26 protein-coding genes are annotated in these 24352 nt (G+C 65.3%); 11 read left to right on the forward strand and 15 right to left on the reverse strand.

The genetic code is table 11. The features are described from left to right. Positions 1 to 10: 10 nt before the first annotated feature. Positions 11 to 439: a CopD family protein gene (locus M0765_RS06750; protein WP_126749857.1), complete on the reverse strand. Its 429-nt coding sequence runs from the start codon at positions 437 to 439 to the stop codon at positions 11 to 13. A gap of 12 nt (positions 440 to 451) precedes the next feature. On the opposite strand from M0765_RS06750, the gene M0765_RS06755 reads away from it, so the two are divergent. From M0765_RS06755 to M0765_RS06765, 3 genes are all read left to right on the forward strand, one after another. After that, positions 452 to 679, forward strand: coding sequence for a hypothetical protein (locus tag M0765_RS06755; RefSeq protein WP_258502720.1), 228 nt, complete (start codon positions 452 to 454; stop codon positions 677 to 679). A gap of 128 nt (positions 680 to 807) precedes the next feature. Next, the gene (gene hemB, locus M0765_RS06760) at positions 808 to 1797 is read left to right on the forward strand and encodes a porphobilinogen synthase (protein ID WP_443304278.1); all 990 of its coding nucleotides are present in this window, start codon (positions 808 to 810) and stop codon (positions 1795 to 1797) included. A 69-nt stretch (positions 1798 to 1866) separates the two neighbouring features. Continuing rightward, the gene (locus M0765_RS06765) at positions 1867 to 3027 is read left to right on the forward strand and encodes a magnesium transporter CorA family protein (RefSeq protein ID WP_258502722.1); all 1161 of its coding nucleotides are present in this window, start codon (positions 1867 to 1869) and stop codon (positions 3025 to 3027) included. Between the two features lie 94 nt (positions 3028 to 3121). Here M0765_RS06765 and M0765_RS06770 read toward each other — a convergent pair whose 3' ends face one another. Next, positions 3122 to 3490, reverse strand: coding sequence for a DUF4148 domain-containing protein (locus tag M0765_RS06770; protein ID WP_258502723.1), 369 nt, complete (start codon positions 3488 to 3490; stop codon positions 3122 to 3124). 223 nt (positions 3491 to 3713) lie between these two features. Here M0765_RS06770 and M0765_RS06775 point away from each other — a divergent pair, with 223 nt between their 5' ends. After that, the gene (locus tag M0765_RS06775; protein ID WP_258502724.1) at positions 3714 to 4622 is read left to right on the forward strand and encodes a LysR family transcriptional regulator; all 909 of its coding nucleotides are present in this window, start codon (positions 3714 to 3716) and stop codon (positions 4620 to 4622) included. Between the two features lie 55 nt (positions 4623 to 4677). Here M0765_RS06775 and M0765_RS06780 read toward each other — a convergent pair whose 3' ends face one another. Together M0765_RS06780 and M0765_RS06785 are read right to left on the reverse strand one after the other, a co-directional pair. Further along, positions 4678 to 5361 carry a dienelactone hydrolase family protein gene (locus tag M0765_RS06780; RefSeq protein ID WP_258502725.1) on the reverse strand — a complete coding sequence of 228 codons (684 nt, stop codon included), beginning with the start codon at positions 5359 to 5361 and terminating at the stop codon, positions 4678 to 4680. A 42-nt stretch (positions 5362 to 5403) separates the two neighbouring features. Further along, entirely contained in the window at positions 5404 to 6003 is a 600-nt protein-coding gene (locus M0765_RS06785) for a 2-hydroxychromene-2-carboxylate isomerase (RefSeq protein WP_258502726.1), read from the reverse strand. Positions 6004 to 6146: 143 nt separating this feature from the next. Between M0765_RS06785 and M0765_RS06790 the strand changes: the two genes are divergently transcribed. Together M0765_RS06790 and M0765_RS06795 are read left to right on the forward strand one after the other, a co-directional pair. After that, entirely contained in the window at positions 6147 to 6893 is a 747-nt protein-coding gene (locus M0765_RS06790; RefSeq protein WP_258502727.1) for an SDR family oxidoreductase, read from the forward strand. Positions 6894 to 6954: 61 nt separating this feature from the next. Next, positions 6955 to 7608 (forward strand): MarC family protein, encoded by a 654-nt coding sequence (locus M0765_RS06795; protein WP_015867683.1) that lies wholly within the window; start codon positions 6955 to 6957, stop codon positions 7606 to 7608. A 5-nt stretch (positions 7609 to 7613) separates the two neighbouring features. Here M0765_RS06795 and M0765_RS06800 read toward each other — a convergent pair whose 3' ends face one another. The 9 genes from M0765_RS06800 to purT form a co-directional block, all read right to left on the reverse strand. Beyond that, entirely contained in the window at positions 7614 to 8075 is a 462-nt protein-coding gene (locus M0765_RS06800; RefSeq protein WP_258502728.1) for an EVE domain-containing protein, read from the reverse strand. Positions 8076 to 8083: 8 nt separating this feature from the next. Then, positions 8084 to 9247 (reverse strand): ABC transporter substrate-binding protein, encoded by a 1164-nt coding sequence (locus M0765_RS06805; protein WP_258502729.1) that lies wholly within the window; start codon positions 9245 to 9247, stop codon positions 8084 to 8086. Between the two features lie 32 nt (positions 9248 to 9279). Then, complete coding sequence (locus M0765_RS06810) at positions 9280 to 11160, reverse strand: AMP-dependent synthetase/ligase (protein WP_258502730.1); 1881 nt, start codon at positions 11158 to 11160, stop codon at positions 9280 to 9282. Between the two features lie 5 nt (positions 11161 to 11165). Then, complete coding sequence (locus M0765_RS06815) at positions 11166 to 11939, reverse strand: ABC transporter ATP-binding protein (protein ID WP_258502731.1); 774 nt, start codon at positions 11937 to 11939, stop codon at positions 11166 to 11168. 463 nt (positions 11940 to 12402) lie between these two features. Next, the gene (locus M0765_RS06820; protein WP_258502732.1) at positions 12403 to 13221 is read right to left on the reverse strand and encodes an ABC transporter ATP-binding protein; all 819 of its coding nucleotides are present in this window, start codon (positions 13219 to 13221) and stop codon (positions 12403 to 12405) included. Then, the gene (locus tag M0765_RS06825; protein ID WP_258502733.1) at positions 13218 to 14294 is read right to left on the reverse strand and encodes a branched-chain amino acid ABC transporter permease; all 1077 of its coding nucleotides are present in this window, start codon (positions 14292 to 14294) and stop codon (positions 13218 to 13220) included. The genes M0765_RS06820 and M0765_RS06825 overlap by 4 nt, the downstream gene beginning before the upstream one ends. A gap of 6 nt (positions 14295 to 14300) precedes the next feature. Then, positions 14301 to 15176, reverse strand: a complete 876-nt coding sequence (locus tag M0765_RS06830; protein WP_258502734.1) for a branched-chain amino acid ABC transporter permease — start codon at positions 15174 to 15176, stop codon at positions 14301 to 14303. A gap of 18 nt (positions 15177 to 15194) precedes the next feature. Beyond that, positions 15195 to 16022, reverse strand: a complete 828-nt coding sequence (locus M0765_RS06835) for a helix-turn-helix domain-containing protein (RefSeq protein WP_258502735.1) — start codon at positions 16020 to 16022, stop codon at positions 15195 to 15197. Positions 16023 to 16351: 329 nt separating this feature from the next. Further along, complete coding sequence (gene purT, locus M0765_RS06840; RefSeq protein WP_258502736.1) at positions 16352 to 17554, reverse strand: formate-dependent phosphoribosylglycinamide formyltransferase; 1203 nt, start codon at positions 17552 to 17554, stop codon at positions 16352 to 16354. A 182-nt stretch (positions 17555 to 17736) separates the two neighbouring features. Between purT and M0765_RS06845 the strand changes: the two genes are divergently transcribed. The 3 genes from M0765_RS06845 to M0765_RS06855 are packed head-to-tail and all read left to right on the forward strand — an operon-like array spanning position 17737 to position 20817. Then, positions 17737 to 18585, forward strand: coding sequence for a 3-hydroxybutyryl-CoA dehydrogenase (locus tag M0765_RS06845; protein ID WP_126749873.1), 849 nt, complete (start codon positions 17737 to 17739; stop codon positions 18583 to 18585). 34 nt (positions 18586 to 18619) lie between these two features. Continuing rightward, positions 18620 to 19444 (forward strand): crotonase/enoyl-CoA hydratase family protein, encoded by an 825-nt coding sequence (locus tag M0765_RS06850; protein ID WP_258502738.1) that lies wholly within the window; start codon positions 18620 to 18622, stop codon positions 19442 to 19444. A 41-nt stretch (positions 19445 to 19485) separates the two neighbouring features. Then, the gene (locus M0765_RS06855) at positions 19486 to 20817 is read left to right on the forward strand and encodes a serine hydrolase domain-containing protein (RefSeq protein WP_258502739.1); all 1332 of its coding nucleotides are present in this window, start codon (positions 19486 to 19488) and stop codon (positions 20815 to 20817) included. Positions 20818 to 20834: 17 nt separating this feature from the next. On the opposite strand, the gene M0765_RS06860 is transcribed toward M0765_RS06855, so the two are convergent. Then, positions 20835 to 21611, reverse strand: coding sequence for a type III pantothenate kinase (locus M0765_RS06860; protein ID WP_258502741.1), 777 nt, complete (start codon positions 21609 to 21611; stop codon positions 20835 to 20837). Positions 21612 to 21737: 126 nt separating this feature from the next. Between M0765_RS06860 and lysM the strand changes: the two genes are divergently transcribed. After that, positions 21738 to 22199, forward strand: coding sequence for a peptidoglycan-binding protein LysM (gene lysM / locus M0765_RS06865; protein ID WP_126749877.1), 462 nt, complete (start codon positions 21738 to 21740; stop codon positions 22197 to 22199). Positions 22200 to 22562: 363 nt separating this feature from the next. Here the strand turns inward: lysM and M0765_RS06870 are convergent, their stop codons facing one another. Next, entirely contained in the window at positions 22563 to 22976 is a 414-nt protein-coding gene (locus M0765_RS06870) for a rhodanese-like domain-containing protein (RefSeq protein WP_258502744.1), read from the reverse strand. 219 nt (positions 22977 to 23195) lie between these two features. Between M0765_RS06870 and M0765_RS06875 the strand changes: the two genes are divergently transcribed. Next, a complete protein-coding gene (locus M0765_RS06875) occupies positions 23196 to 24311 on the forward strand; it encodes a TRAP transporter substrate-binding protein (RefSeq protein WP_258502745.1) in 1116 nt (371 codons plus the stop codon). Positions 24312 to 24352: the final 41 nt, after the last annotated feature.

A 24352-nucleotide genomic window follows, 5' to 3' on the forward strand; every position in this document is an offset into this window, starting at 1 on the left:
GACACCGGGCTCAGAACGGCTTGACGACCACCAGCACCACGATGCCGAGCAGCAGCAGGACGGGCAGTTCATTGAACCAGCGATACCAGCGGTCATTGCGCCGGTTGCCGCCCGCGATGAAACGCCGCAGCAGCACCGCGCAGCCATGGTGATAGCCGATGGCTACCAGCACCAGCGCCAGCTTGGCATGCATCCAGCCATTGCCGGGGCCTCGCCCGATGCCATAGCCCAGCCAAAGCCACAAACCGAAGCCCAGCGCCGGCACGGCCAGGAAAGTGGTGAAGCGCAACAGCTTGCGCGCCATCAGCAGCAGGCGCTCACGCTCTGCGACGGACTCTGGCGGCACCATCGCCAGGTTGACGAAGATCCGCGGGAGGTAGAACAGCCCCGCGAACCAGCTGGCAATAAAGACGATGTGAAGAGATTTGACCCAGAGCATGGAGGCAGTTTAGTGGCCGACCGCGCCATGCACCGCCCTTTGCCTGCCGAGCCGATGCCAACGACAGGCAAAAAAAAGCCCGACGTCTTCACGCCGGGCTGGGAAGCCCTTTTGCTGTCACACATCAAGGCACCCGCTCAGGGAGGAAAAGCGGGGAGCGGCAAGCCGCCCGCTTCAGAATTTAACAAAGACGAAACAAGGTTTCAAGCGACTCAGCCACTTTCTTTGACATTTTTATAGAAAAAAAGAGAACCTTTGAGTTACCAATTTGTCGTGTTATCGGACAACTGCCAACGCCGCCCCCTGCCGCCGTTTGACGGTTCAGGCACAATTTTCGGCTTATGACGCGCCCCTCCCCCTCCTTTGCCATGTACCCGGCCGGCCGGCCCCGCCGCTTGCGCCGCGATACTTTCACCCGCAACCTGGTCAGGGAGCACGCGCTGACGGCGCACGACCTCATCTATCCCGTGTTCGTGCAGGAAGGTGAAAAAAAGCGCGACGCCGTGTCTTCGATGCCGGGCGTGGAGCGCCTGAGCCTCGATCTGCTGTTGCCCGTGGCGGAGCAGTGCGTGGCAGCCGGCATTCCGGTGATGGCGCTTTTTCCGGTGATCGATGCGGGCCTCAAGACGCCCGGCGGCGACGAGGCGTTCAACCCCGACGGGCTCATTCCGCGTGTGGTCGCCGCTCTCAAGGCGCGCTTTCCGGAGCTTGGCGTGATGACCGACGTGGCGCTCGACCCCTACACCAGCCACGGGCAGGACGGCCTGCTCGACGACACCGGCTACATCATCAATGACGCCACTGTTGAAGTTTTGACGAAGCAGGCGCTCACACAGTCACAGGCGGGCGTCGACATCGTGGCGCCCAGCGACATGATGGACGGGCGCATCGGCGCCATCCGTACCGCCCTGGAGGCCCGCGGCGACGTTCACACCCGCATCATGGCCTACAGCGCCAAGTACGCCAGCGCCTTCTACGGCCCGTTTCGCGATGCCGTGGGCTCGGCCGCCACGCTCGGCAAGAGCAACAAGAAGGTCTACCAGATGGACCCGGGCAACAGCGACGAGGCGCTGCGCGAAGTGGCGCTCGACATTGCCGAAGGCGCCGACATGGTGATGGTCAAGCCCGGCATGCCGTACCTGGACATCGTGCGCCGCGTGAAAGACGAGTTTCATGTGCCCACCTTCGCCTACCAGGTGAGCGGCGAATACGCGATGCTCAAGGCCGCCGCACAGAACGGCTGGCTCGACCACGACGCGGTCGTGCTCGAAAGCCTGCTCGCCTTCAAGCGCGCGGGCGCCGATGGCGTGCTCACCTACTTTGCACTTGACGCCGCGCGCTTGCTACAAAAACAATAGCTCCCGCACCCTTGCGCCCGCAGCGCGGGCCGATCGGTATTTCCCAAAAGAGAGCAATAGGGCGGGCCCATGCGCATCTTCGAAATCAACCGCTCCCAAGTGAGCGAGCATCCGGCGCTGGCACCGCTCACGGTGCCGGGCGCCTGCGCTGCACAGGGCTATCTCTGGATTTCTCTCACGCGGGACGAGTTTCGCGCGTCGCTGGCGGAAGTCCAGCAGATCCTGCAGTCGCTCTGCCTCACCCAACTGGTCGACCTGCACGTGGCCGACTTGCTCAACGACCAGTTGCCTTCGCATTACGACTACACCTCGAAGTACGACGTGCTGGTGTTTCGGCGCCTTTCGGCCGGCCCGGGCCAGGCGGCGCTGGGCAACGGCAAGGGCACCTCGGGCGGCGAGCCGCCCCTTCCCACGCCGTCGCGCCGCGGCCCGCCGGTGCTGCGCCGGGTCGACACCCGGCCGGTGGGGTTTGCGCTCTTCGACCGCGTGCTGCTGTCGGTGCACCCGGAGGACGGCGCGGTGCGCGACGCTTTTGCCGCCCGCCTGCTGGCCGCGGGGTCGCCGGACGACAAAGGCGCCCCGGCGCTCGACGTGCGCGCCACTTCGGCCCGCGTACCCACTGGCACCGCCGACCTGATGCTGCGCGTCATCAACCAGATCGTCGACGGCTACCTGGACATGCGCCGCGAGCTCACGCGCCAGCTCGACCATTGGCAAACCGAGCTGATCGATCCGCGCAGCCGCTTCACCAACTGGGGCGCGCTGATGGAAGCGCGACAGTCGCTGCACCACCTGGACGAAATCTGCGAGGACCAGCGCGCCGCCATACAGGACTGGATCGATTCGCTGGAGACGCTGCCGTCGCCGAAGAACGAGGCGGAGCAGCGCGAGCGGGAACTGATCATGGTGCGCAGCCGCGACGTGCTCGAGCACATCGAACGCGTGGTGCATCACGTCCACCGCCTGGAGCAGAACGCCGAAACCGCGGTGCAGATGCATTTCAGCGTTCAGGGGCACCGCGCCAACGACATCATGCGGGTGCTCACCGCGCTGACCGCCATTTTCCTGCCGCTCAATCTCATCGCCGGCATCTTCGGCATGAACTTCGAATTCATTCCGCTGGTGCACAAGGCGGACGGGTTCTGGATTGCGATGGGCGCGATGCTGGTCATCGCGCTGGTGCTGGTCGTGGTGTTCTGGCGCAAGCGCTACCTTGCGCGCACGCGTTGAGCGCCGCGCGCGATACCCGTTCTCCAAAGCAAAAGGCCACGCAGTTGCGTGGCCTTTTTGATTGCTGGCCGCAAGGGCCGCAAATTCGCCTGGCTTACTTGGCGACGGCGCCCGAGCCTTGCTGGGCTTGAACGCGTGCGTCCATGGGGTGGGGCATCGTCGAGATGACCTTGCTGTTGACGCGCGAGCCGCCGGTCACGTTCTGGTCGGGAGCGTAGGCGGTGCGAATCGCTTCGGCTTCGACGAGTGCGCGGTCCTTCGACACGGCAACGGTTTCCGGGCCGCGCGAGCCGCGGGTCACGTTCTGGTTCGGAGCCGCTGCGGTGCGCACGGCTTCGGCGTTCACTTCGTCACGGCTCTTGGTCGAGACGGCGGTGTTCACGCCTTCGTACGATTCGGCTTGGGCGCCAGTGGCGGCCAGCACGGCGATGGCTGCGGCGGCGAGGATGTGCGAGGTCTTCATTTTCAGTTCCTTGTGTTCGTTGGATGGTTCGTCCACCAGGCTCGCTGGTTGCTCACCTGTGCGGCGAGTTTCCAACTGAATTGCTGCCGCAAAACACGTGGAACAGAGACACCGTGTTTCCTCTATTGAAACAATGACAACCGGAAGGCATGCACTCGATTCAGCAGGTTCGCTGGAAAATCAACGCATGCCGTTCCCGGAACGGAAACAATAGGCCTTTGACATGGACAGTCTCGATCTGATCAGAACCTTCCGGGAGGTTGCTTCGCACGGCAGCTTTTCGCATGCGGCCAAGAAGCTCGACATGTCGAAAGCCACCGTCAGCAAGTATGTGGCCGAACTCGAAACACGTTTCGGCGTGCGTCTTCTCAACCGGTCCACGCGTTCCGTAAGCCTCACCGATGCCGGGCAACTGCTGCTGGAGCGCAGCACCCCGGTGCTCGAAATGGTGGAGCTCACACAGGCCGAACTGCAGGAGCGCGCCACGCAGCCCGGCGGCCGGTTGCGCATTTCGGCGCCGCACGGCATGGGCAACGGCGAATTTCCAGGCCTCCTGGCCGACTTCATGCGCTACTACCCGGATGTGAGCATCAGCCTGCAGCTGACCAACCGCGCGGTCGATCTCGCCGAGGAAGGCATCGACGTCGACATTCGCAGCGGCCCCGTCACCGACGACAACCTGATCGTGCGCAAGCTGATGCTCATGGAAATGGTCGTCTGCGCCTCGCCCGTGTATTGGAAGAAGCACGGCAAGCCCGAACACCCGAGCGAGTTGGCCGGGCACGACGCGCTCACGCACTCACGGCTGGGCGCCCAGCCGGTCTGGCGCTTCGAAGACGGCGGCCAGCCGCTCGACGTGCCGGTGAAAAGCCGCATGGACTGCACCGAGGGCGCGCCGCTGATCCGGGTTGCGATGCGCGGCTTCGGTGTGATCTACCTGCCGTCGATCCTCGTGCAGTCGCACATCGACGAAGGCGAACTGGTGCCCGTGCTGCAGGGCTATGCGCGGCAGGACATGTGGCTCTCGGCCGCTTACTTGCAGCGGCGCCACAACAGCGCGGCCTTGCGCGCCCTGCTCGACTTTCTCCAGACCCGCGTCGGCAAGGGGCCCGGCTCGCAAAAGAAAAAATAAGAAAGCCCGGCATGGGCCGGGCTTCGCTTGGGCCCCGGAGCGGGCTCGGGCTCGCTCAGCCGACGTGCTTGGCAAAGAACTCCAGCGTGCGCGCACGCGCCAGCTTGGCGGCCTCGGCGTTGTACGAGCCGCGCTGGTCGCAGTTGAACCCGTGGCCCGACTCATACACATGCACTTCCACCTCGGGGTGCGCCTTCTTGAAGGCCTCGATGGTGTCCAGCGGAATCCAGTGGTCCTGGTTGCCGAAATGCGCCAGCACCGGCACCTTGGGCTGGCGCGCGGTTTCTTCCGGCGTGGTCATGCCGCCGCCGTAGTACGGGGCTGCGGCGGCAAGCCCGGGGAGCAGGCTGGCGGCGCGCCAGACCAGCAGGCCGCCCCAGCAAAAACCGACGATGCCCACCTTGCCGGCCTTCGCGGCGTAGGCCACGGCGGCCTCGATGTCTTGCAGCACGCCCGGCGCGGGCAGCGCCTCGACCGCGGTCTTCAGTTCGAAGCCGGCCTTCATGTCCTCGTCGCTGTAGCCGAGCTCCACACCGGGCTTCACACGATGGAAGGTCGAGGGCGACACCGCAAGGTAGCCGTCCGCCGCGTAGCCGTCGGCCACCGAGCGAATGTGCGAGTTGACGCCGAAGATCTCCGGCACCACGACCACTGCGCCGCGCGGCTTGCCGGCGGGTTCGGCCACGTAGGCGGGGAAGGTGAAGCCGTCCTTGGCTTTCAGATCGATGAATTGACCCATGATGTCTTGCTCCTTGATGGCAACTGAAAAAAGAAGGCCGGGTTACGCGCGCAGCGCCCGCTCGACGAAGTCGAGGCGGTCCTGCCCCCAGAAGATTTCACCGTCGATCACGTAGCTTGGCGCGCCGAACACCTGGATGTCGATGGCCTCCTGCGTATAGGCTTCGTAGCGCTCCTGCACCGCCTGGCTCTGCGACTGCTCCGCGCGCCTGGGCGACAGCCCGCATTCGACGACCAGCGAATCGAGCACCTTCGGGTCGCCGATGTTGCGCTCCTGCACCCACACGGCCGCGAACACCGCGGCACACATGCGCATGGCGGCCTCGGTGCCGTCGTGCATGTCGACGGCGATGATGACCCGGGCCGCGTCGTCGCTGGCCACCGGGAAGAACTTCGGCTTGGTGTTCAGCGGCAGGCCGAGGTGGCGCGAACAGCGTGCGAGGTCGACCAGCCGGTACGCCTGGCGCTGCGGCGCGCGCTTGCCCAGCGGCAGCCCGCCCGACACCGGGAACACGCTGCCCAGGTCGATCGGCCGCACGCGCACCGTGGCGCCCGCGGCCGCGGCGATCGCGGCAAACCGGGAATGCCCCAGATAGGTCCACGGGCTCTGTGGCGCAAAGTAGTAGTCGATCGTCTTGTGCATTCAATAACCTCCGTGCTTCGCACTGAGGTGCGAGCTTGCTTGGGGCGGCCGGCGCCGCGCTCACGCTCATGCGCTGAGCCTCGATGATGTAATCCAGGCCAACGGTTTTAACTGACACGCAGTTTCTCTGCAGGAGGTGGGTTTTGGACCAGGTGCTCTTGATCACGGGCGGCAGCCGCGGCATCGGCGCCGCGACGGCCCTGCTGGCGGCGCAGCGCGGCTACGCGGTGGCAGTCAACTACGCCAGCAACTCGCTCGCCGCCGACGAAGTGGTGCGCACCATTCGTGCGGGCGGCGGCACCGCCATGGCCGTGCAGGCCGACGTGGGCGACGAGGCCCAGGTGCTGGCCATGTTCGAAAAGGTCGATGCCAGGCTCGGCCGCCTCACGGCGCTGGTCAACAACGCCGGCGTGGTCGACGTGCAGGCGCGCGTCGAGCAAATGAGCGTGGCGCGCCTGGAGCGCATGTTCCGCATCAACGTGATCGGCAGCTTCATCTGCGCGCGCGAAGCCGTCCGGCGCATGAGCACCCGGCAGGGCGGTTCGGGCGGCGCCATTGTCAACATCTCCAGCGGCGCCGCGCGGCTGGGTTCACCCGACCAATACGTCGACTACGCGGCCAGCAAGGGCGCGATCGATACCTTCACCATCGGCCTGGCCAAGGAGGTCGCCGCCGAGGGCATTCGCGTGAACGCGGTGCGCCCGGGCCTGATCGATACCGAAATCCACGCCTCGGGCGGCATGCCCGACCGCGCCTTCGAACTCGCACCCACCGTGCCGATGCGGCGCACCGGCAGCGCCGAAGAAATTGCCGGCGCCATCCTGTGGCTGCTGTCCGCCGAGGCCAGCTACACCACCATGGCCCTGCTCGACGTCACGGGAGGAAGGTAGGCATGAGCCGCAGGGCCGCTCCCAAGGCGAATACCGCAGCGCGCAGCGCGGAGGCTTTCCGATGAGCACCTCGATGGACCTGATCAAGCCGCTGGTCACGCTGGTGGCCATCGTCAACCCGCTGGCCATCGTGCCCTTCTTCATCCACTACACACAGGGGTATTCGGATGCGCAGCGGCGGCACACGGTGCGCATGTCGGCCTTCAGCGCCTTCGTGGTCATTGCGGTCAGCGCGCTGATCGGGCTGCAGCTGCTGGCGTTCTTCGGCATTTCGATTGCCAGCTTCCAGGTGGGCGGCGGCCTGCTGCTGCTCATGAGCTCGCTGTCGATGCTCAATGCCAAGCCGGCGGAGAGCAAGACCAACGTCGAAGAGCTGCGCGCCACCGAGGTAAAGGCCTCCATGGGCGCGTCCATCGCGGTGGTGCCGCTCACCATTCCGCTGCTCACCGGGCCGGCCACCATATCCACGGTGGTGATCTACGCCGACAAGACGCAGCACCTGTGGGAGCTCGGCTTGCTGGTCGGCTACGGTGTGGTGGTGGCACTGGCCACCGCGCTGGCGTTTTCGCTTGCACAGCCGATCGCCCGTGTGCTGGGCAAGACCGGCATCAACATCATGACCCGGCTCATGGGCCTGATCCTCGCCGCGCTCGCGGTGGAGGTGATGGCCGACGGCCTCGGCAAGCTGTTTCCCATTCTTCAGCGCGTGGGCTGACCGATTCAGCCCAGCATCTTCTCGATGACCCGCCAATGCGCGGGATCGACCGGCGTGATCGACAGCCGGTTGCCCTTGCGCAGCACGACCAGCTCGCCCAGCTCGGGCTTGGCGCGCAGCTCGGGCAGCGCCAGCAGCCGGGTCTTGCGCACGGCCTGCACGTCGACCAGCAGCCAGCGCGGGTCTTCCTTCTTCGAGGCCGCGTCGTAGTACGGAGACTTCGGGTCGAACTGTGTCGGGTCGGGCTTGATGCCCGAGGCCACGCGCGCAATGCCCGCGATGCCGGGCTCCGGGCAGCTCGAGTGATAGAACAGCACGCCGTCGCCGACCTTCATGCCGTCGCGCATGAAGTTGCGTGCCTGATAGTTGCGCACGCCGGTCCACGCCACCGTGGCGTTGGGCGCGGCGAGCGCGTCGTCGATCGAGACCTCGTCGGGCTCGGATTTCATCAACCAGTAATTGGGCATGGTGCCCGTTATGGTGTCACATAGTCAGACACGACGACCCATTTCCCGTCCTTGATCTGGGACAACCGCGATTGGTCGTTGCCCAGGCGCTTGGTGGCGGTGTAGGTGCTCTTCGCGCTGCCGAACATGTCGGGCTCGAAGGTCATGCTGTCCATGGCCTTGATGAAGCTGTCGGTCGAAAGGCCGGGGCCGGCCTTTTGCGCCGCCTTGATGAACGAATCGATGATCACGTAGCCATACACCGAGAACACCGTCGGGTCTTCGTTGAACTTGGTCTTGTACTTGTTGGCCCAGAAGCGCAGCGGCTGCGACTGCTCGTCGGTGTACGGGTTCTGCACCGTCATGGTGGCGTAGATGCCGTCCATCGCCTTGCCGCCCAGCTTGTGAATCAGGTCGGTATACGCCGCGCTCGAACCCAGGAAGGTCGGGTTGAAGCCGGTCTTGCGCGCCTCGCCCACGGTGCCGATGGTCTCGCGGATGATGGTGCCGAGCACCACCAGGTCGCAGTTGGCGGCCTTCATCTTGGCAACCTGCGAGCTGAAGTCGGTGGCGCCGCGCTTGAACGAGGTTTTCTCCGCCAGTTCCATTCCCGCCGTTTTCAGGCCCGCCTCGGCGCCGCGCTGCACCTCGAGCCCGAACTCGTCGTCCTGGTAGATGGTGCAGACCTTCTTGGCGCCCTTCTCCTTGATCATCTTCGGCAAGGCGAGGCGGATCTGGTCGTAGTAGGTGGCAGCGAACGAATACTTGAGCCGGTGCAGCGGGTCGTACATTTCGCGCGCCGCGGTAATGGGCATGAAGTTGACGATGTTCTTCTCGAACTGCACCGGCATGGCCGCCATGTTCTGCGCTGTGCCGATGTGGCCGGCCATGATGAAGATCTTTTCCTGGTTGACCAGCTTCTGCGCCGCGAGCACGGCCTTCTTCGGGTCGTAGCCCGAATCTTCGACAAAGAGCTTGAGCTTGCGGCCATTGATGTTGCCCTGCTCGTTGAGTTCGTCCACGCGCAGCTGCATGCCGTTGCGCGCCTGCTTGCCGAAGCCCGCGAGCGGCCCCGACAAGTCCTGGATCGTGCCGATCCGGATCTCGTCCTTGCTCACGCCCTGTTGCTGCGCGGACGCGAACGTCGCGATCAGGCCCAGCACGGCCAGAGTCGTCACTGTCTTGAGCTTCATGGGGTTGTCTCCTCGGGTTGACAAAAAACGAATCAGCGATACATCGCCTCGATGCGCTCGGCGTACTTGGCCTGCACCAGTTTCCGCTTGAGCTTCATCGTCGGCGTGAGCTCTTCGTCCTCGGCACTCAACTGCGTTTCGAGCAGGAAGAACTTCTTGATCTGCTCGACCCGCGCAAACTTCGCGTTGACGCGATCGATCTCGCCCTGGATCAGGTCCAGCACCTCTTGCGCACGCGTCAGGCTTTCGTAGTTGCTGAACGGCACATCGTGGTCCTGCGCAAACTTCTCGACGTTCTCCTGATCGATCATGACGATCACCGTCAGGTAGGGCTTCTTGTCGCCGATCACCACTGCGTCGGTGATGTAGGGGCTGAACTTGAGCTCGTTCTCCAGCTCGCTCGGCGTGATGTTCTTTCCACCTGCCGTGATGATGATGTCCTTCATGCGGTCGGTGATGCGGAAATACCCTCCCGCGTCGACTGTTCCCACGTCGCCGGTGTGCAGCCAGCCGTCGGCGTCGATGGTTTCGGCGGTTTTCTCCGGCAGGTTGAGGTACCCCATGAAGACATTGGGGCCGCGCACCAGGATTTCGCCGGTTTGCGGATCGAGGCGAACCTCGTTGTAGCTGGTGGCCGGCCCGATCGAGCCCGGCATGATCCGCGACGGCGGCACGCCCGTGGAGGCGCCGCACGATTCCGTCATGCCCCATACCTCCAGCATGGGCACGCCCAGCGCGAGGTACCAGCGCACGAGATCGGGCGAAATCGGCGCCGCACCGGTCACGAGGAACCGCGCGCGGTGAATCCCGATGAGCTTGCGCACGTTGTTGAGCGCCAGCCAGCGCGCCACGCGGAACTTGAGGCGCAGCCCCGCGCCCACCGGCTGGCCCTGCAGCACGCGCTCGGCTATCTGCTGGCCCACGCCAATACTCCAGCCGTAGGCGGCCTGCTGCAGCCGGCTCGCTTCCTTCAGCGCGATCATCACGCCCGAATAGAACTTTTCCCACACGCGCGGCACGGCGGTGAACACGGTGGGCGAGATCTCGCGCACGTTCTCGGGCACCGTCTCCGGGTTCTCGACGAAGTTGAGAATCGAGCCGGTGTACATCGCGAAGTATTCGCCGCCCATGCGCTCGGCGATGTGGCACAGCGGCAGAAAGCACATGCGCTCGTCACCCTCGCCCTGCGCCAGCAGGGAGTTGTAGCCGCGCATGGTGTACACCAGCCCGTGGTGGCTGTGCATGGCGCCCTTGGGTTTGCCGGTGGTGCCCGAGGTGTAGACGAGGATGGCCAGGTCTTCGGGCCGGCAGGCGGCAATGCGCTGCTCCAGCGCCTGCGGATGGGCCTGCAGGTATTCACGGCCGAGCAGGCGCAAAGCGTCAAGGCTGATGACGCCCGGGTCGTCGAGGTCGCGCAGGCCCTCCATGTCGAACACGACAATCTTGCGCAGCATCGGCAACCGCGCACGCACTTCGAGCGCCTTGTCCAGCTGCTCGTCGTCTTCCACGAAGAGCACCGTGGTGCGGGAGTCTTCGCAAAGATAGTGCACCTGCGAAGCCGCGTCGGTGGGGTAGATGCCGTTGGACACACCGCCGCAGCTGAGCACGGCAACATCGCACAGCACCCATTCGATGACGGTGTTGGCGAGGATCGAAGCGCACTCCCCTTGGCCAAAGCCGAGCGCCAGCAGCCCACCCGCAATCTCGCGCACCGCATCGGCGGTTTGCCGCCAGGTCCAGGCGCGCCAGATGCCGAATTCCTTCTGCCGCATCCACACCTTGTCGGCACGCAGTTCCACGGCCTTCCAGAACACGGCGGGAATGGTCTCGCCGGGCACCACGATGCCGGGCTTCGGCTGCAGGTGAGCCAGGTCCCAGAGGCCGGCTGGAGCGCGCAAGGCAAGGGTGCTCATCTCGCTCATCTCCAGGTCTTTTTCTTTTTCCAGCGCCGCTCGCCGCGCACGCCGTCGTCCTTGACACCGAGGTAAAACTCCTTGATGTCCTCTTTCTCGCGCAGGCGCTCGCAGGTGTCTTCCATGACGATGCGGCCGTTCTCAAGCACGTAGCCATGGTCGGAGGCGTTGAGCGCCATGTTGGCGTTCTGTTCGACCAGCAAGATGGTGGTGCCGCGTTCGCGATTGATGCGTACGACGATCTCGAAGATCTCTTTCGTCAGCTTGGGGCTGAGGCCAAGGCTGGGTTCATCGAGCAGGATGAGGTGCGGCGCGGCCATGATGGCGCGCGAGATGGCGAGCATCTGCTGCTGGCCGCCGGAGAGCAGGCCGGCGTCCTGCGTGGCACGTTCTCGCAGGATGGGAAAGTAGGTGTAGACACTCTCCATGTCCCGCGCCACGCCGTCGCGGTCCTTGCGGGTGTAGGCCCCCATCAGCAGGTTGTCCTTCACCGAAAGAAGCGGAAACACTTCGCGGCCTTCGGGCACGTGGCTCAGGCCCTGCTGCACGATGTGGGCTGGGTCCTTGGCGGTGATGTCCTTGCCCTGGAATTCGATGCTGCCTTTTCTGGGATCGATGATTCCTGAGATCGTTTTCAGGATGGTCGTTTTTCCTGCGCCATTCGATCCCAGGACAGTCACGATCTCGCCTTGCCTGACTTTCAGGCTCACGCCACGGATGGCCTTGATGGGGCCGTAGGCGCTTTCGACGTTTAGCAGCTGGAGTACGACGTCGGTCATTGCGTCGCCTCGTTTGCTTCGGATGGGGGGCGGCGTTGGGGCCCCTGCCCCGGTCGGGCCGACGTCACCGGCCCTTCGGGCTGCCCTGCGCTGCTCACGACAGGCGGGGTCTCGCAGAACTCGCTTCGCTCAAACAGCTGCGAGCCCTGATCCGCCTGTCGCTCCGCTGCTCGGCGGCGCCTCAACGGCCCGCCCGCGGCAGGGGCCCCAACGCCGTGGGCACGCTCAGGGTGGTTCCTCCACTCCCAAGCCCGGTGTGCGGTGCGGGGCGGGCGGCCCCTCTGTGCCGCCGAGGAGCGCAGCGTTTCGCGGACAAGGGCTCGCAGCTGTTTGAGCGAAGCGAGTTCTGCGAGACCCCGCGAAACGCGAGCACCGCAGGGGAGCCGCGAAGCGGCCGGCATAGTGGGGGCGCTCGCGCCGTACCGCATACCGGGCGTCTCCAACGAAGCAGCGAACAAGGCGTTCATACCGCCACCCTCCTCAAGCTGCTCACATCATCCACAGTCCCAAGATAGGCTTCGACAACGCGCGAATCAGCCTGCACCTCGCGCGGCGTGCCCGTAGCCAGCACCTCGCCCATGTTCATGGCAAGCACACGGTCCGAGACCTTCGACACCAAAGACATGTCGTGCTCCACCATCAGCACCGAAACACCCAGCTCATGCTGAATGTCCTGAATCCAGAACGCCATGTCGGCTGTCTCTTCCACGTTGAGCCCTGAAGACGGCTCATCGAGCAACAGCAGCTTCGGCTCGGTGCACAGTGCGCGCGCCAGCTCCACCACCTTGCGCACGCCGTAAGGCAAACCGGCGACCATCGAATCGCGGTGATGCTGCAAGTCCAGCAGGTCGATCACCTGCTCGGCCTTTTCGCGCGCCGCAATTTCGGCACGTCGCGTGGCGGGCGTAAAGAAAACCTCGCTCCAGAACCCCGTCTGCCGGTGCGTGTGACGGCCGATCAGCAGGTTGTGCAAGACAGTCGCATGCTCGAAGAGTTCGATGTTCTGGAACGTGCGCGCAATGCCCAGCCCCGCAATCGCGTGCGGTGCCTGCTGCGTCAACGCGAGCGGGCCCGAGGCCTCGCCATTCCATCTGATCTCGCCCATGGTCGGCGTGTAGATGCGGCTGATCAGGTTGAACACCGTCGTCTTGCCCGCGCCGTTCGGGCCGATCAAGGTGAACACCTCGCCTCGCCGCACGTCGAAGCTCACCTTGTTGACCGCGAGCACGCCGCCGAAGCGCACGCTCAGGTCCTTGGCGGAGAGAAGGATGTCGCCGCTCATCTCAACCGGTCCGATTTGGTGAACGACTTCTGCCGCTTGAACAAGCCCCGGCGGTAGAACGGAAAGAGCTGCAGCCAGGTGCGGATCTTCAGCCACCGGCCATACAGGCCCAACGGCTCGAACAGCACAAACGCGATCAGCACCACGCCGTACACCAGCCCCTGCAGTCCCGGCGCCTGGCCGACCACGGCCGGCAGCCAGTCCTTGCCCATCGAGATCAGCTGCGGCATCGCAATCAGGAAGATCGCGCCCAGGAACGCACCATGCACCGAGCCCAGGCCACCGATCACCACCATCAGCAGCAAGTCGATCGACTGCAGGATGTTGAACTGGTCCGGCGAGATGAAGCTCAGCTTGTGCGCATACAGCGCACCGCCCAGTCCCGCGAGCGCGGCCGAAATCGCGAACGACATCGTCTTGTAGCGCGCCAGGTGAATGCCCATGCTCTGCGCCGAGATTTCCGAATCGCGAATGGCAACGAAGGCGCGCCCGGTCGGCGAGCGCAGCAGGTTCAGGATGCCCAGCGTGCTGAGCACCGCCACCACCAGGCACAGAAAGTAGAAGCCGTTGCCCGACCCGAGCGACCAGCCGAAGAGCTGCGGCGACTTCACATGCAGACCCGCGTTGCCGCCGGTCACGCTCTCCCAGCGCGCGAACACTTCCTCGACGATGAAGCCGAACGACAGCGTCGCGATGCCAAGGTAGATGCCCTTCACCCGCAACGCCGGCAAGGCCACCACCACGCCAACCCCCGCCGAGAGCGCTGCGGCCGCGAGCAGCGCAATGGGGAACGGCACGCCCATGTTGGTCAGCACGCCTTGCGTGTACGCACCCGCCCCGAGGAACGCCGCATGCCCGATGGAGAACTGCCCTGTGAAGCCGGCGAGCAGCATCAGGCCCAATCCGACGATGCCGTAGATCAGCACGAAAGTCAGCTGCGCGAGCCAGTACTCGTCGATGGCCCACGGCGCAACGACAAGGAAAGCGACGAGCAGGCCGTACCAGAACACATGGCCGCCGTGCCGCGCAAGGCGGATGTCCTGGTCGTAGCTGGACTTGAAGATGAAGCGCATATCGGGCTACACCTTCTTGCGCAGCTTCTCGCCGTACAGGCCGTTGGGCTTGATCATGAGCATCAGCAGCACGACGATGTACGGTGCCGTGTCCTTGAACCCATCGGGCAGGTAGAACCCGGCGAACGATTCGACGATGCCGATCACCAGCCCACCGACGATGGCGCCCGGCAGGCTGCCGAATCCGCCCACCACCGCGGCCGGAAAAGCCTTGAGCCCGATGAAGCCCATGTTCGCGTGCACGAAGGTAATGGGCGCGAGCAGCATGCCCGCAATGGCCGCCACCGCCGCCGCCAGGCCCCACACCAATCCGTTGAGCCGCTTCACCGGAATGCCCATGTAGTAGGCCGCTAGCTGGTTCTGCGAAGAGGCCTGCATCGCAATGCCCAGCTTGCTGTAGCGGAACATCGCAAACAGCAGCCCGCAGAGGATGGCGGTGGCAATGATGATGGCGAGCTGCTCCATGTTGACCACCAACTCGCCCACTTTCCAGATCTGGTCCTTGTACGGAACGGCGAGCGTGTGGGTGTCGGTGCCGATACCCGGCACCATGGTGATGAGCCCGCGCGCCACGTACGCAATGCCGATGGTCAGCATCACGATGGAGAACTGCGGCTGCCCGAGGATGGGACGAATCACCACCAGCTCCAGCAGCACGCCGAAAGCTGCCATGGCCACCAGCGCCAGCACCGCCGCAAGCCAGAACGGCATGCCGAACAGCGACATGCCGGCAAACGCACCGAAGGCTCCGAGCATCATCAGGTCGCCCTGCGCAAAGCTCACGGTTTCGGTCGCCTTGTAGATGAGCACGAAGCCCAGCGCGATCAACCCATAGATGCAGCCTTGCGCAATGCCCGACAGCAGGAGCTGGAGTATTTGCATGCGGCCTCTTTTTGCGCGCTACTGCCTGTATCCGCCGGCCGCATCGTGCAGCGCCAGGCGGCGCGAGCCGGCCACGATGTCGCTGGGCTTGAGCCCGTAGACCTGGCGGATCGAATGGCTGAAGTGCGTCGAATCGGGGTAGCCAGTGTCCAGCGCAATGTCGGTCAATGTGCTGGTCTGGCGCACGTAGCGCAGCAGGCTCCGCGCGCGCTTCCAGGCCCGGAAGGCGCGAAACGCCGTGCCGGTCTCCTGCTTGAACAAGTGCAGAAAGCGCGAGAAAGACAGGTGCACCGAAGCCGCGCAGTCTTCGGCCGAAGTGGGCGCGGCCGGGTCGGCGTTGATGGCATCGATGACCTTGCGGATGCGCGGATCGAGTGCGCGCGGCGCCAGGTCTTCGCCGAAGAAGAGGCGATCGAACTCCAGCCCTTCGAAGCTCTGGCGCCCCGAGAGCGCAAGCAGATGGGTGTGCGCATCGCGCATGCGCTGCACGAACACGGGCGCATCGACCGGGCCGCAGTGCTGCAGGTAACCGGGCAGGCGAGAGGGATCGACCGACTCCGATTCGATCAGCAGATTGAAGATGAGCGGGTGTGCGCTTTCCACGCGGTGCGGCACCTGCGGGGGCACCACGAACAGCGCGCCCGTTTGCCATGCGCCGCCGCCGATGCGCAGGCGGTTGGGCGGTGCGCCGGCGGGCGACACATACACGCCGTACCCGCCCATGGTGCGTTCGGCTGCGGCCCCGAGCAGCCCTGCATAGAACACGCGCTGGTGCGTGAGCCACATCAGGCGCTCTCCGCGCTGCCCGGCGCCGCTGCCTGGCAACGTCGTGTTCGATCGCTGCATGCTGTCTGTCTCCTGCATCGGGCCGCGGCCGGCCAATGGCCAGCGCTGCGTTGGCAGGATCGTAGCGGCGAGGGCCTGCTGCGCGGCATGCATTTGCGCGGGGACTTTCCCTAGGCTCATGCGAACGCCCGGCGCGTTCCGGCGTTCGGCAATGCTTCGGGTTGCGCGGCAGTGCGCTGGGCGCTTTCGAACTGGGCGCGGGCCTGGGGGTGCGGCATGGTGTCTCCGGTGGGCCGGGCGGTGTTCGCCCGGTCTCCTGTGCACGATGCCTTCGAGCCTCCGGCCCGGCTTGCGAAAACTGGCTGTGCTTGCCTGCTTGCGCGGGCCGCTCAGGCCTTGCGCGGCTTCACGCGCGAGGCGGCTTCCTTGGCGTTGACGCGCGCGGTGTCCACATCGCCCGCATGCGCGAGGGCCACGCCCATGCGGCGCTTGGCAAAGCTCTCTGGCTTGCCGAACAGCCGGATGTCGCTGCCGGGCACCTGCAGCGCCTCGGCCACGCCGTCGAACGCAATGCCGGTGGCGTCGACACCGCCGTAGATCACCGCGCTCGCGCCCGGGCTCTTGAGCGAGGTGTCCACCGGCAAGCCGAGGATCGCGCGCGCATGCAGCTCGAACTCGTTCTGCCACTGGGTGGCCATGGTCACCATGCCGGTGTCGTGCGGACGCGGGCTCACTTCGCTGAACCAGACCTCTTCGCCCTTCACGAACAGCTCGACGCCGAAGAGGCCCTGGCCGCCGAGGTCAGCCGTGACGGCCTGCGCAATCTGCTGCGCCTTCTGCAGCGCGGCAGGTGCCATGGGATGCGGCTGCCAGCTTTCGACATAGTCGCCGCTCACCTGCACATGGCCGATGGGTTCGCAGAACTGCGTCTGCACCGCGCCGGCCGCGTCCTTGGCGCGAACGGTGAGCAGCGTGATCTCGTAGTCGAAGTCGATGAAGCCTTCGACGATCACTCGCCCGTGGCTCACGCGGCCGCCGGCCATGGCGTAGTCCCAGGCCTTCTGCACGTCGGCCGGGCCGTCGATCTTGCTCTGGCCCTTGCCGGAGCTGCTCATCACGGGCTTGACGATGCAGGGGTACCCAATGCCGGCGTCGATGGCCGCCTGCAGCTCGGCCAGCGAATCGCAGAACTTGTAGGGGCTGGTGGGCACGCCCAGCGTTTCGGCGGCCAGGCGGCGAATGCCTTCGCGGTCCATCGTGAGGCGCGCGGCGCGAGCGGTGGGAATCACGCGCACCACGCCCGCGTCTTCGAGCTGCTGCAGCATCGGCGTGGCAATGGCCTCGATCTCGGGCACCACGAGGGTGGGCTTCTCGGCCTCGATCAGCGCCTTGAGCTGCTCCGGGTCGCTCATGGTGATGGTGCGCGCATGGTGCGCCACCTGCTGGCCGGGCGCGTTCTCGTAGCGGTCGACCGCGATGGTTTCGACGCCGAGGCGCTGCAGGGCGATCAGCACCTCCTTGCCGAGCTCGCCGGAGCCGAGCAGCATCACGCGGGTGGCGGAAGGGGAAAGAGGGGTGCCGAGGGTGGTCATGGTCGGGGTCGAAAAAGAGAAGAGAAAAAACGATGGCCGCACTGTAAGCCACCCGGTGGCGGCCGTGTCACTCGCGGCAACAGCAGCCTGGCGGGGCTGCTTCACAATCGATCTCCTGCAACGTGGCCGCCTTCGCGCCACGCGCCCCTTATCCCGTTTTTCTTTATTCAAGGAGTTTTCTCATGACGATCCAGACCGTCGGCATCATCGGCGCCGGAACGATGGGCAATGGCATTGCGCAAGCTTGTGCGGTGGCCGGTGTCAATGTGGTGATGGTCGACATTGCCCAGGCGGCGGTCGACAAGGGCCTGGCCACTGTCTCGGGCAGCCTCGACCGCCTGATCAAGAAAGAAAAGCTCACGGCCGAGCAGAAGACCGCGGCGCTCGCGCTGATCAAGGGCTCGACCAACTACGACGACCTGAAGAGCGCGCAGCTCGTGATCGAAGCCGCCACCGAGAACCATGCGCTCAAGCTCAAGATCCTGAAGCAGGTCGACGAGCTGCTGGCACCCGAGGTGATCATCGCGTCGAACACCTCGTCGATCTCCATCACCCAGCTCGCGGCCGCCACCTCGCGCGCCGATCGCTTCATCGGCATGCACTTTTTCAACCCTGTGCCGATGATGGCGCTGGTGGAGCTGATCCGCGGCTATCTGACGAGCGACGCCACGCACGACGCCGTGAAGGCGCTGGCCGAGAAGCTGGGCAAGTCGCCCATCACGGTGAAGAACGCGCCGGGCTTCGTGGTCAACCGCATCCTGGTGCCGATGATCAACGAGGCGTTCTTCGTGCTGTCCGAAGGCATTGCCACCGCCGAAGACATCGACGCCGGCATGAAGCTGGGCTGCAACCAGCCGATCGGCCCGCTGGCGCTGGCCGACATGATCGGCCTGGATGTGTGCCTGGCTGTGATGGAGGTCTACCTCGAGCAGTTCGGCGATTCCAAGTACCGACCCTGCCCGCTGCTGAAGGAGATGGTCGCGGCCGGCCAGCTCGGGCGCAAGACCGGGCGCGGCGTCTACACCTACTAAGCGCGGCAACAACAAAAACAAGGAGACAAACGCCATGACCGCCACGCCCATCACCCCAACCGCCCCGCCCGCCGAAGGCTGCATCGACACGCAAGTCATCGACCACGTGCTGCTGATCGGCATCAACCGCCCCGCCAAGCGCAACGGCTGGACGCCGCCGATGTTCAAGCAGCTGGCCGAGGCCTACACCCGGCTGGACGACGACCCCGACCTGCGCGTGGGCGTGCTGCATGCCTTTGGCGACCACTTCACCGCGGGCCTGGACCTGCCTGCGGTCACCGAGTACATGAAGCGTGGCGAAAAGGCGATTCCGGCCGGGTTGGTGGAGCCGCACGACTTCGGCCTGCCCGGCTACCGCCGCCGCACCAAGCCGATGGTGGTGGCGGTGAAGGGCATCTGCTTCACGGTCGGCATCGAGCTGATGCTGGGCGCCGACATCGTGGTGGCGGCCGACAACTGCCGCTTCTCGCAGATGGAAGTTCAGCGCGGCATCATGGCCACGGGCGGCGCCACGCTGCGCATGGCCGAGCGCGCGGGCGTGGGCAATGCCATGCTGCATCTGCTGACGGCCGACGAGTTCGACAGCGCCGAGGCCTATCGCCTCAACTTCGTGCAGAAGGTGGTGCCCGCCGGGCAGGAGCTCGACACGGCGCTGGCCATTGCGCAGCGCATCGCTGCGCAAGCGCCGCTGGCCGTGGTGGCCACCCGGCTGAATGTGATCAAGGCTGTCGAGCAAGGGCCGCTCGCGGCCGTGTCGGAATTCATCGAAACGCAGAAGCGCCTGTCGAACAGCGAAGATGCGGCTGAAGGCGTGCGTTCGTTCGTCGAGCGCCGGCCGGCGCGCTTCAGCGGCCGCTGACGAGCAAGTTGAAGATGAATCCCACCGGAGCCACGAAGCCCATGTCCTTTTTCCAACGCACGGCGCTCGTCGCCGCCTTCACACTGATTGCCGTGAACACCTCTTCGAACGCCCAGACGCCCGCGCCCGCCGCGCCTCCCGATCCGGCGGCCACCTCGGTCGAGGCCATGGGGTGGATGAAGGGCTTTCCGCCACCGCCCGACAAGCTGATTACCTTCGACAACCCGGTGGGCGGTGTGTTTCCGCGTACGCGCTGGAGCTTTTCGCATGTGCGCGAAACCGTGCCGACAGCCAATGTGTGGCGCGGCAGCGGTGCGCCCAGCCCGCTGCCGGCGGCGCCGCGCACCGACATCGAAGCCGTCACGTTCAAGCCCCTGGGGAGTACCGGCGAGACCGTGACCTTCGCGCAGATGATTCCGCGCACCTACACCGACGGCATCCTGGTGATGCACCGTGGCCGCGTGGTCTACGAGAAGTACTTCGGCGCGCTCACGCCCGAGCGGCCGCACATCGCGATGTCTGTCACCAAGTCCTTCGTCGGCACGCTGGCGGCCATCCTGGCGGACGAGGGCAAGCTCGACCCTGCGGCACCGGTCACCAAATACCTGCCTGAACTGAAGGACACGGCGTACGGCGACGCCACGGTGCGCCAGGTGATGGACATGACCATCGGCGTGCGCTATTCCGAAAACTACGCCGACCCGAAAGCCGAGGTCTGGGACTATGCGCGCGCCGGCGGCATGCTGACCCAAGGCCCGAACTACACGGGCCCGAAGTCGTTCTACGAATTCCTCGCCACGCTGCAGAAGGAAGGCGCGCACGACGCTGCGTTTGCCTACAAGACAGTCAACGCCGAAGTGCTCGCCTGGATCCTGCGCCGCGTGAGCAACCAGCCGCTCGCCGACCTGCTGAGCGAAAAGATCTGGCGCCGCATCGGTGCCGAGCAGGACGCCTACTTCATGGTCGACCGCATCGGCACCGAGTCGGGCGGCGGCGGGCTCAACACCGTGCTGCGCGACCTGGCGCGCTTCGGCGAGACCATGCGCAACGGCGGCCGTGCGACCAACGGGCAGCAGGCCATTCCGAAAGCCGTGGTCGAAGACATCCAGCGCGGCGGCGATGCGGCCAGGTTCGCCAAGGCCGGCTATGCGCTGCTGCCGGGCTGGTCGTACCGCAACATGTGGTGGGTCACGAACAACCCGCACGGCGCCTACATGGCGCGCGGCATCCACGGACAGAGCATCTACGTCGACCCGAAGGCCGAGATGGTGATCGTGCGCTACGCCGCGCATCCGGTGGCGGCCAATGCGGGGAACGATCCGCTCACGCTGCCCGCGTTCCACGCGGTCGCCGAAGCGCTGATGCGCCCCTGAGCTTTTTGGAAAAAGGCTTAGCCGCCGTCCCGCTCGCGAGCAATGACGAGCAGGCCGTCCATGATCAGGCTTTCGACGAGTTCGAAGTCACCGTTCATGACGGGTGCCATCTTCCACCCCGCGCCGCCGGTCATGTAGCAGGCCGGCTCGGCGCCGCAGTGCGAGCGCACGTGCTGCACCATGCGCTCCACTGCGCCCGCAATGGCATAGGTGCCGCCGCTGGTGAGCGCGTCGCTGGTGTTGGTGGGAAATTCGCGCACCTCGCCGGTGGGCACGTGCAGCCCGGCCGTGCCCGACTCCAGCGCGCGCAGCATGATGCCGTGACCCGGCAGAATCAACCCGCCGAGGAACTTGCCGCCGGCATCGATGGCCTCCACCGTGACGGCCGTGCCGATCATCACCACCACCATCGGCCTTGCGGGCCCCGTGCCCAGCATGCGGTGGCGCGCGCCGATCATCGCCACCCAGCGGTCGGCGCCAAGCCGCGTCGGATGGTCGTAGCCGTTGACGATGCCGGCCTCGGCCGCACTCGCCACGACCCAGCGCGGCGCGCACTCGAAGCGCTCGACGATCTGCTCCTCGGCGCGGCGGCGCACTGCATCGCCGGCCACCACGCAGCCCAGCATGGCGCTTGGCGCGGGCAGGTTGGCCCATGGACCTTCGGCAAGGCGCTCGATGTGGTCGAGAAACTCGGCACCGTGCGCCTGCAGCGCGGCTCCCGGATGCGCGGCATCGTAGAGAGCCCATTTGAGGCGGGTGTTGCCGATGTCGATCGCGAGGAAGGGGGAAGCCATGGGCGGGATTATTGCGACTTTATGTCGCTTACCGCCGCTTGCACTTGCGGCAAGGGACTACGCGCCATGGTCACTTGCCGCCGTTACAGTCGCGATTCCCAATAACCACGGCAGAAGGAGTACCCCATGGGTTTGCTGAGTTTCATCAAGGAAGCAGGAGAAAAGCTGTTCGGCGGTTCATCGGCCCAGGCTGCCGAGCCGGACGCGAACACCAAGGCCGCGGCTGCCATCAAGACCTATATCGAGACGCAAAATCTCGGTCTCACGGGCCTGGAAGTGACCTACACGGCCGCAACGGGCGTGGTCACGCTGGCCGGCCAGGCACCTTCGCAGGAAGCGAGCGAAAAAGCCGGGCTTGCCGCGGGTAACGTCGCCAATGTGACGAGCGTCGACAACAACCTGGTTGCACCGGCCGCAGCGCCCGCGCAGTACCACGACGTGGTGAAGGGCGACACGCTCTCGGCCATCTCGAAGAAGTACTACGGCGACGCCAACAAGTACAACGCGATTTTCGAAGCCAACAAGCCGATGCTGAGCCATCCGGACAAGATCTATCCGGGGCAGAAGCTGCGCATTCCGGCGCTTTGACCTGATTCAGCTCGCCAATGGAAAGGCCCACTGGGAACGGTGGGCCTTTTGTTTTTGTGCTGTTGTTCTTGGCGCTGCTGTTCAGGGCGCGTGCACAGGCCACCGGGTACTCCCCTCCGCGAATGTCCCCGGGCTTCGCCCTCCTCCTTTATTTCGCTGCGCGGAGCACCCGATGCCCTGTGCACCTGGGCGCGCTGCTGGTGTACCGCTGGTCAACCACCGCTCTGTATCGCACCCGCTGGCGGGGTGCCTTGCGCAGCGAAATAAAGGAGGAGGCCGCAGGCCGGGGACATTCGCGGAGAAAGGTACCCCGTCGGCGGGTGCGCCGCCCTGAACTGAACCCTCAAACAAAAACCCCGAACCCTAGTTCTGCTTCCAGGGCAACCCGCGCTTGCGCCAGCCGCCAAGCACCCCTCGGTGCCCGTTGTCGTCCGGATTGCCTTCAAAGCCCTCGAGGATGTTGTACGCCTCCAGGCCCAGTTCGGTTGCGCGCCTGGCGGCCGCGATGGAGCGCACACCGCTGCGGCACAGCAGCACCAGCTTCTTGTTGCCGTCCTCGCCCGCGGCCCGGATGCCGCCGTCGAAGGCCGGGTTGAGCGTCATGCCCGGCCACTGCTTCCAGGCGAGCGGCACGGCGCCGGGTACGTAGCCGACCCACTCGCGCTCGGCATCGCTGCGCACGTCGACCAATACGGCCTCGCCGCTTGCCATCCACTCTGCGGCCTGCTCGGGCGTCACGTCGCCGGCATAGCCCTTTTCCCCAACGGGTTCAGTCATGTCTTTGAGTCCTTTTGATGGACGGGGCTCTCTACACAGGCAACAGCGCCTTTGCGCCGCCCCCGGAGCCCCGCCGGATGATGGAATTTTTCACCAGTTCGTGAAAACCCTGTTTGTCGCATATTCCCGCGCGCCAAAGATGCGGTCGGGCCTGCCGAACATAGCGCCAAGAAGGTGGGCAGGGTTTCTTCGGTCAGAACTTGTATGGAGAGAGACAACATGACAGAGAGCAAATCACCCCGCCGCCGCAGCCTTCTCAAGGGCGCGGCCGTGGCTGCGGGCGCCATGTCGGCGCCCATGGTCAGCATGGCGCAGACCACGTCGCTGCGCTTCCAGAGCACGTGGCCGGCCAAGGACATCTTCCATGAATACGCGCAAGACTTTGCCAAGAAGGTCAATGACATGGCGGGCAGCCGCCTGAAGATCGAAGTGCTGCCGGCCGGCTCCGTGGTGCCGGCGTTCCAACTGCTCGACGCGGTTGCCAAGGGCACGCTCGACGGCGGCCATGGCGTGGTGGCCTACTGGTACGGCAAGAACTCGGCGCTCGCGCTCTGGGGGTCGGGCCCCGGCTACGGCATGGACGCCAACATGGTGCTGGCCTGGCACAACTACGGCGGTGGCAAGGCGCTGATCGAGGAAATCTACAAGAGCCTGAACCTCGACGTGGTTTCGTACCTCTACGGCCCCATGCCCACGCAGCCGCTGGGCTGGTTCAAGAAGCCGGTGGCCCGCGTGGAAGACATGAAGGGCCTGAAGTTCCGCACCGTGGGCCTGGCGGTCGACGTGTTCACCGACATGGGCACGGCCGTGAACCCGCTGCCGGGCGGAGAGATCGTGCCGGCGCTGGACCGCGGCCTCATCGATGCGGCCGAGTTCAACAATGCCTCGAGCGACCGCGTGCTGGGCTTCCCGGACGTGGCGAAGAACTGCATGCTGCAGAGCTTCCACCAGTCGGGCGAGCAGTTCGAGATCCTGTTCAACAAGGGCAAGCTCGCGGCACTGCCGGCGGAACTCAAGTCGATCATCGACTACGCGGTGCAGGCGTCGAGCGCCGACATGAGCTGGAAGGCCATCCAGCGCAATTCGCAGGACTACATCGAGCTCAAGAAAGCCGGCATCAAGTTCTACAAGACGCCCGACGCGATCTTGCGCGCGCAGCTTGCGTCGTGGGACAAGACCATTGCCAAGAAGGCCGCCGAGAACCCGATGTTCAAGAAGGTGCTCGACTCGCAGATGGCCTTTGCCGAACGCGCCGGCCAGTGGCAGAACGACTACACGGTCGATTTCAAGATGGCCTACAACCACTACTTCGGCGCGAAGGCCAAGAAGTCCTGACGCTGATCCGGTGATGCGAGGGCACCCGGCGCGGTGCCCTC

It is taken from the genome of Variovorax sp. S12S4 (assembly GCF_023195515.1).
Taxonomy (GTDB): Bacteria; Pseudomonadota; Gammaproteobacteria; order Burkholderiales; family Burkholderiaceae_C; genus Variovorax.

Coding starts and splice junctions, on each gene's coding strand:
- M0765_RS06805 (WP_258502729.1), bottom strand. CDS start 9,247: ATGAAGCTCAAGACAGTGACGACTCTGGCCGTGCTGGGCCTGATCGCG.
- M0765_RS06835 (WP_258502735.1), bottom strand. CDS start 16,022: ATGCAGCGATCGAACACGACGTTGCCAGGCAGCGGCGCCGGGCAGCGC.
- M0765_RS06800 (WP_258502728.1), bottom strand. CDS start 8,075: ATGCCCAATTACTGGTTGATGAAATCCGAGCCCGACGAGGTCTCGATC.
- M0765_RS06775 (WP_258502724.1), top strand. CDS start 3,714: ATGGACAGTCTCGATCTGATCAGAACCTTCCGGGAGGTTGCTTCGCAC.
- M0765_RS06850 (WP_258502738.1), top strand. CDS start 18,620: ATGACCGCCACGCCCATCACCCCAACCGCCCCGCCCGCCGAAGGCTGC.
- M0765_RS06870 (WP_258502744.1), bottom strand. CDS start 22,976: ATGACTGAACCCGTTGGGGAAAAGGGCTATGCCGGCGACGTGACGCCC.
- M0765_RS06845 (WP_126749873.1), top strand. CDS start 17,737: ATGACGATCCAGACCGTCGGCATCATCGGCGCCGGAACGATGGGCAAT.
- hemB (WP_443304278.1), top strand. CDS start 808: ATGTACCCGGCCGGCCGGCCCCGCCGCTTGCGCCGCGATACTTTCACC.
- M0765_RS06855 (WP_258502739.1), top strand. CDS start 19,486: ATGTCCTTTTTCCAACGCACGGCGCTCGTCGCCGCCTTCACACTGATT.
- purT (WP_258502736.1), bottom strand. CDS start 17,554: ATGACCACCCTCGGCACCCCTCTTTCCCCTTCCGCCACCCGCGTGATG.
- M0765_RS06795 (WP_015867683.1), top strand. CDS start 6,955: ATGAGCACCTCGATGGACCTGATCAAGCCGCTGGTCACGCTGGTGGCC.
- M0765_RS06810 (WP_258502730.1), bottom strand. CDS start 11,160: ATGAGCACCCTTGCCTTGCGCGCTCCAGCCGGCCTCTGGGACCTGGCT.
- M0765_RS06875 (WP_258502745.1), top strand. CDS start 23,196: ATGACAGAGAGCAAATCACCCCGCCGCCGCAGCCTTCTCAAGGGCGCG.
- M0765_RS06750 (WP_126749857.1), bottom strand. CDS start 439: ATGCTCTGGGTCAAATCTCTTCACATCGTCTTTATTGCCAGCTGGTTC.
- M0765_RS06785 (WP_258502726.1), bottom strand. CDS start 6,003: ATGCACAAGACGATCGACTACTACTTTGCGCCACAGAGCCCGTGGACC.
- M0765_RS06825 (WP_258502733.1), bottom strand. CDS start 14,294: ATGCGCTTCATCTTCAAGTCCAGCTACGACCAGGACATCCGCCTTGCG.
- lysM (WP_126749877.1), top strand. CDS start 21,738: ATGGGTTTGCTGAGTTTCATCAAGGAAGCAGGAGAAAAGCTGTTCGGC.
- M0765_RS06830 (WP_258502734.1), bottom strand. CDS start 15,176: ATGCAAATACTCCAGCTCCTGCTGTCGGGCATTGCGCAAGGCTGCATC.
- M0765_RS06860 (WP_258502741.1), bottom strand. CDS start 21,611: ATGGCTTCCCCCTTCCTCGCGATCGACATCGGCAACACCCGCCTCAAA.
- M0765_RS06765 (WP_258502722.1), top strand. CDS start 1,867: ATGCGCATCTTCGAAATCAACCGCTCCCAAGTGAGCGAGCATCCGGCG.
- M0765_RS06780 (WP_258502725.1), bottom strand. CDS start 5,361: ATGGGTCAATTCATCGATCTGAAAGCCAAGGACGGCTTCACCTTCCCC.
- M0765_RS06815 (WP_258502731.1), bottom strand. CDS start 11,939: ATGACCGACGTCGTACTCCAGCTGCTAAACGTCGAAAGCGCCTACGGC.
- M0765_RS06820 (WP_258502732.1), bottom strand. CDS start 13,221: ATGAGCGGCGACATCCTTCTCTCCGCCAAGGACCTGAGCGTGCGCTTC.
- M0765_RS06770 (WP_258502723.1), bottom strand. CDS start 3,490: ATGAAGACCTCGCACATCCTCGCCGCCGCAGCCATCGCCGTGCTGGCC.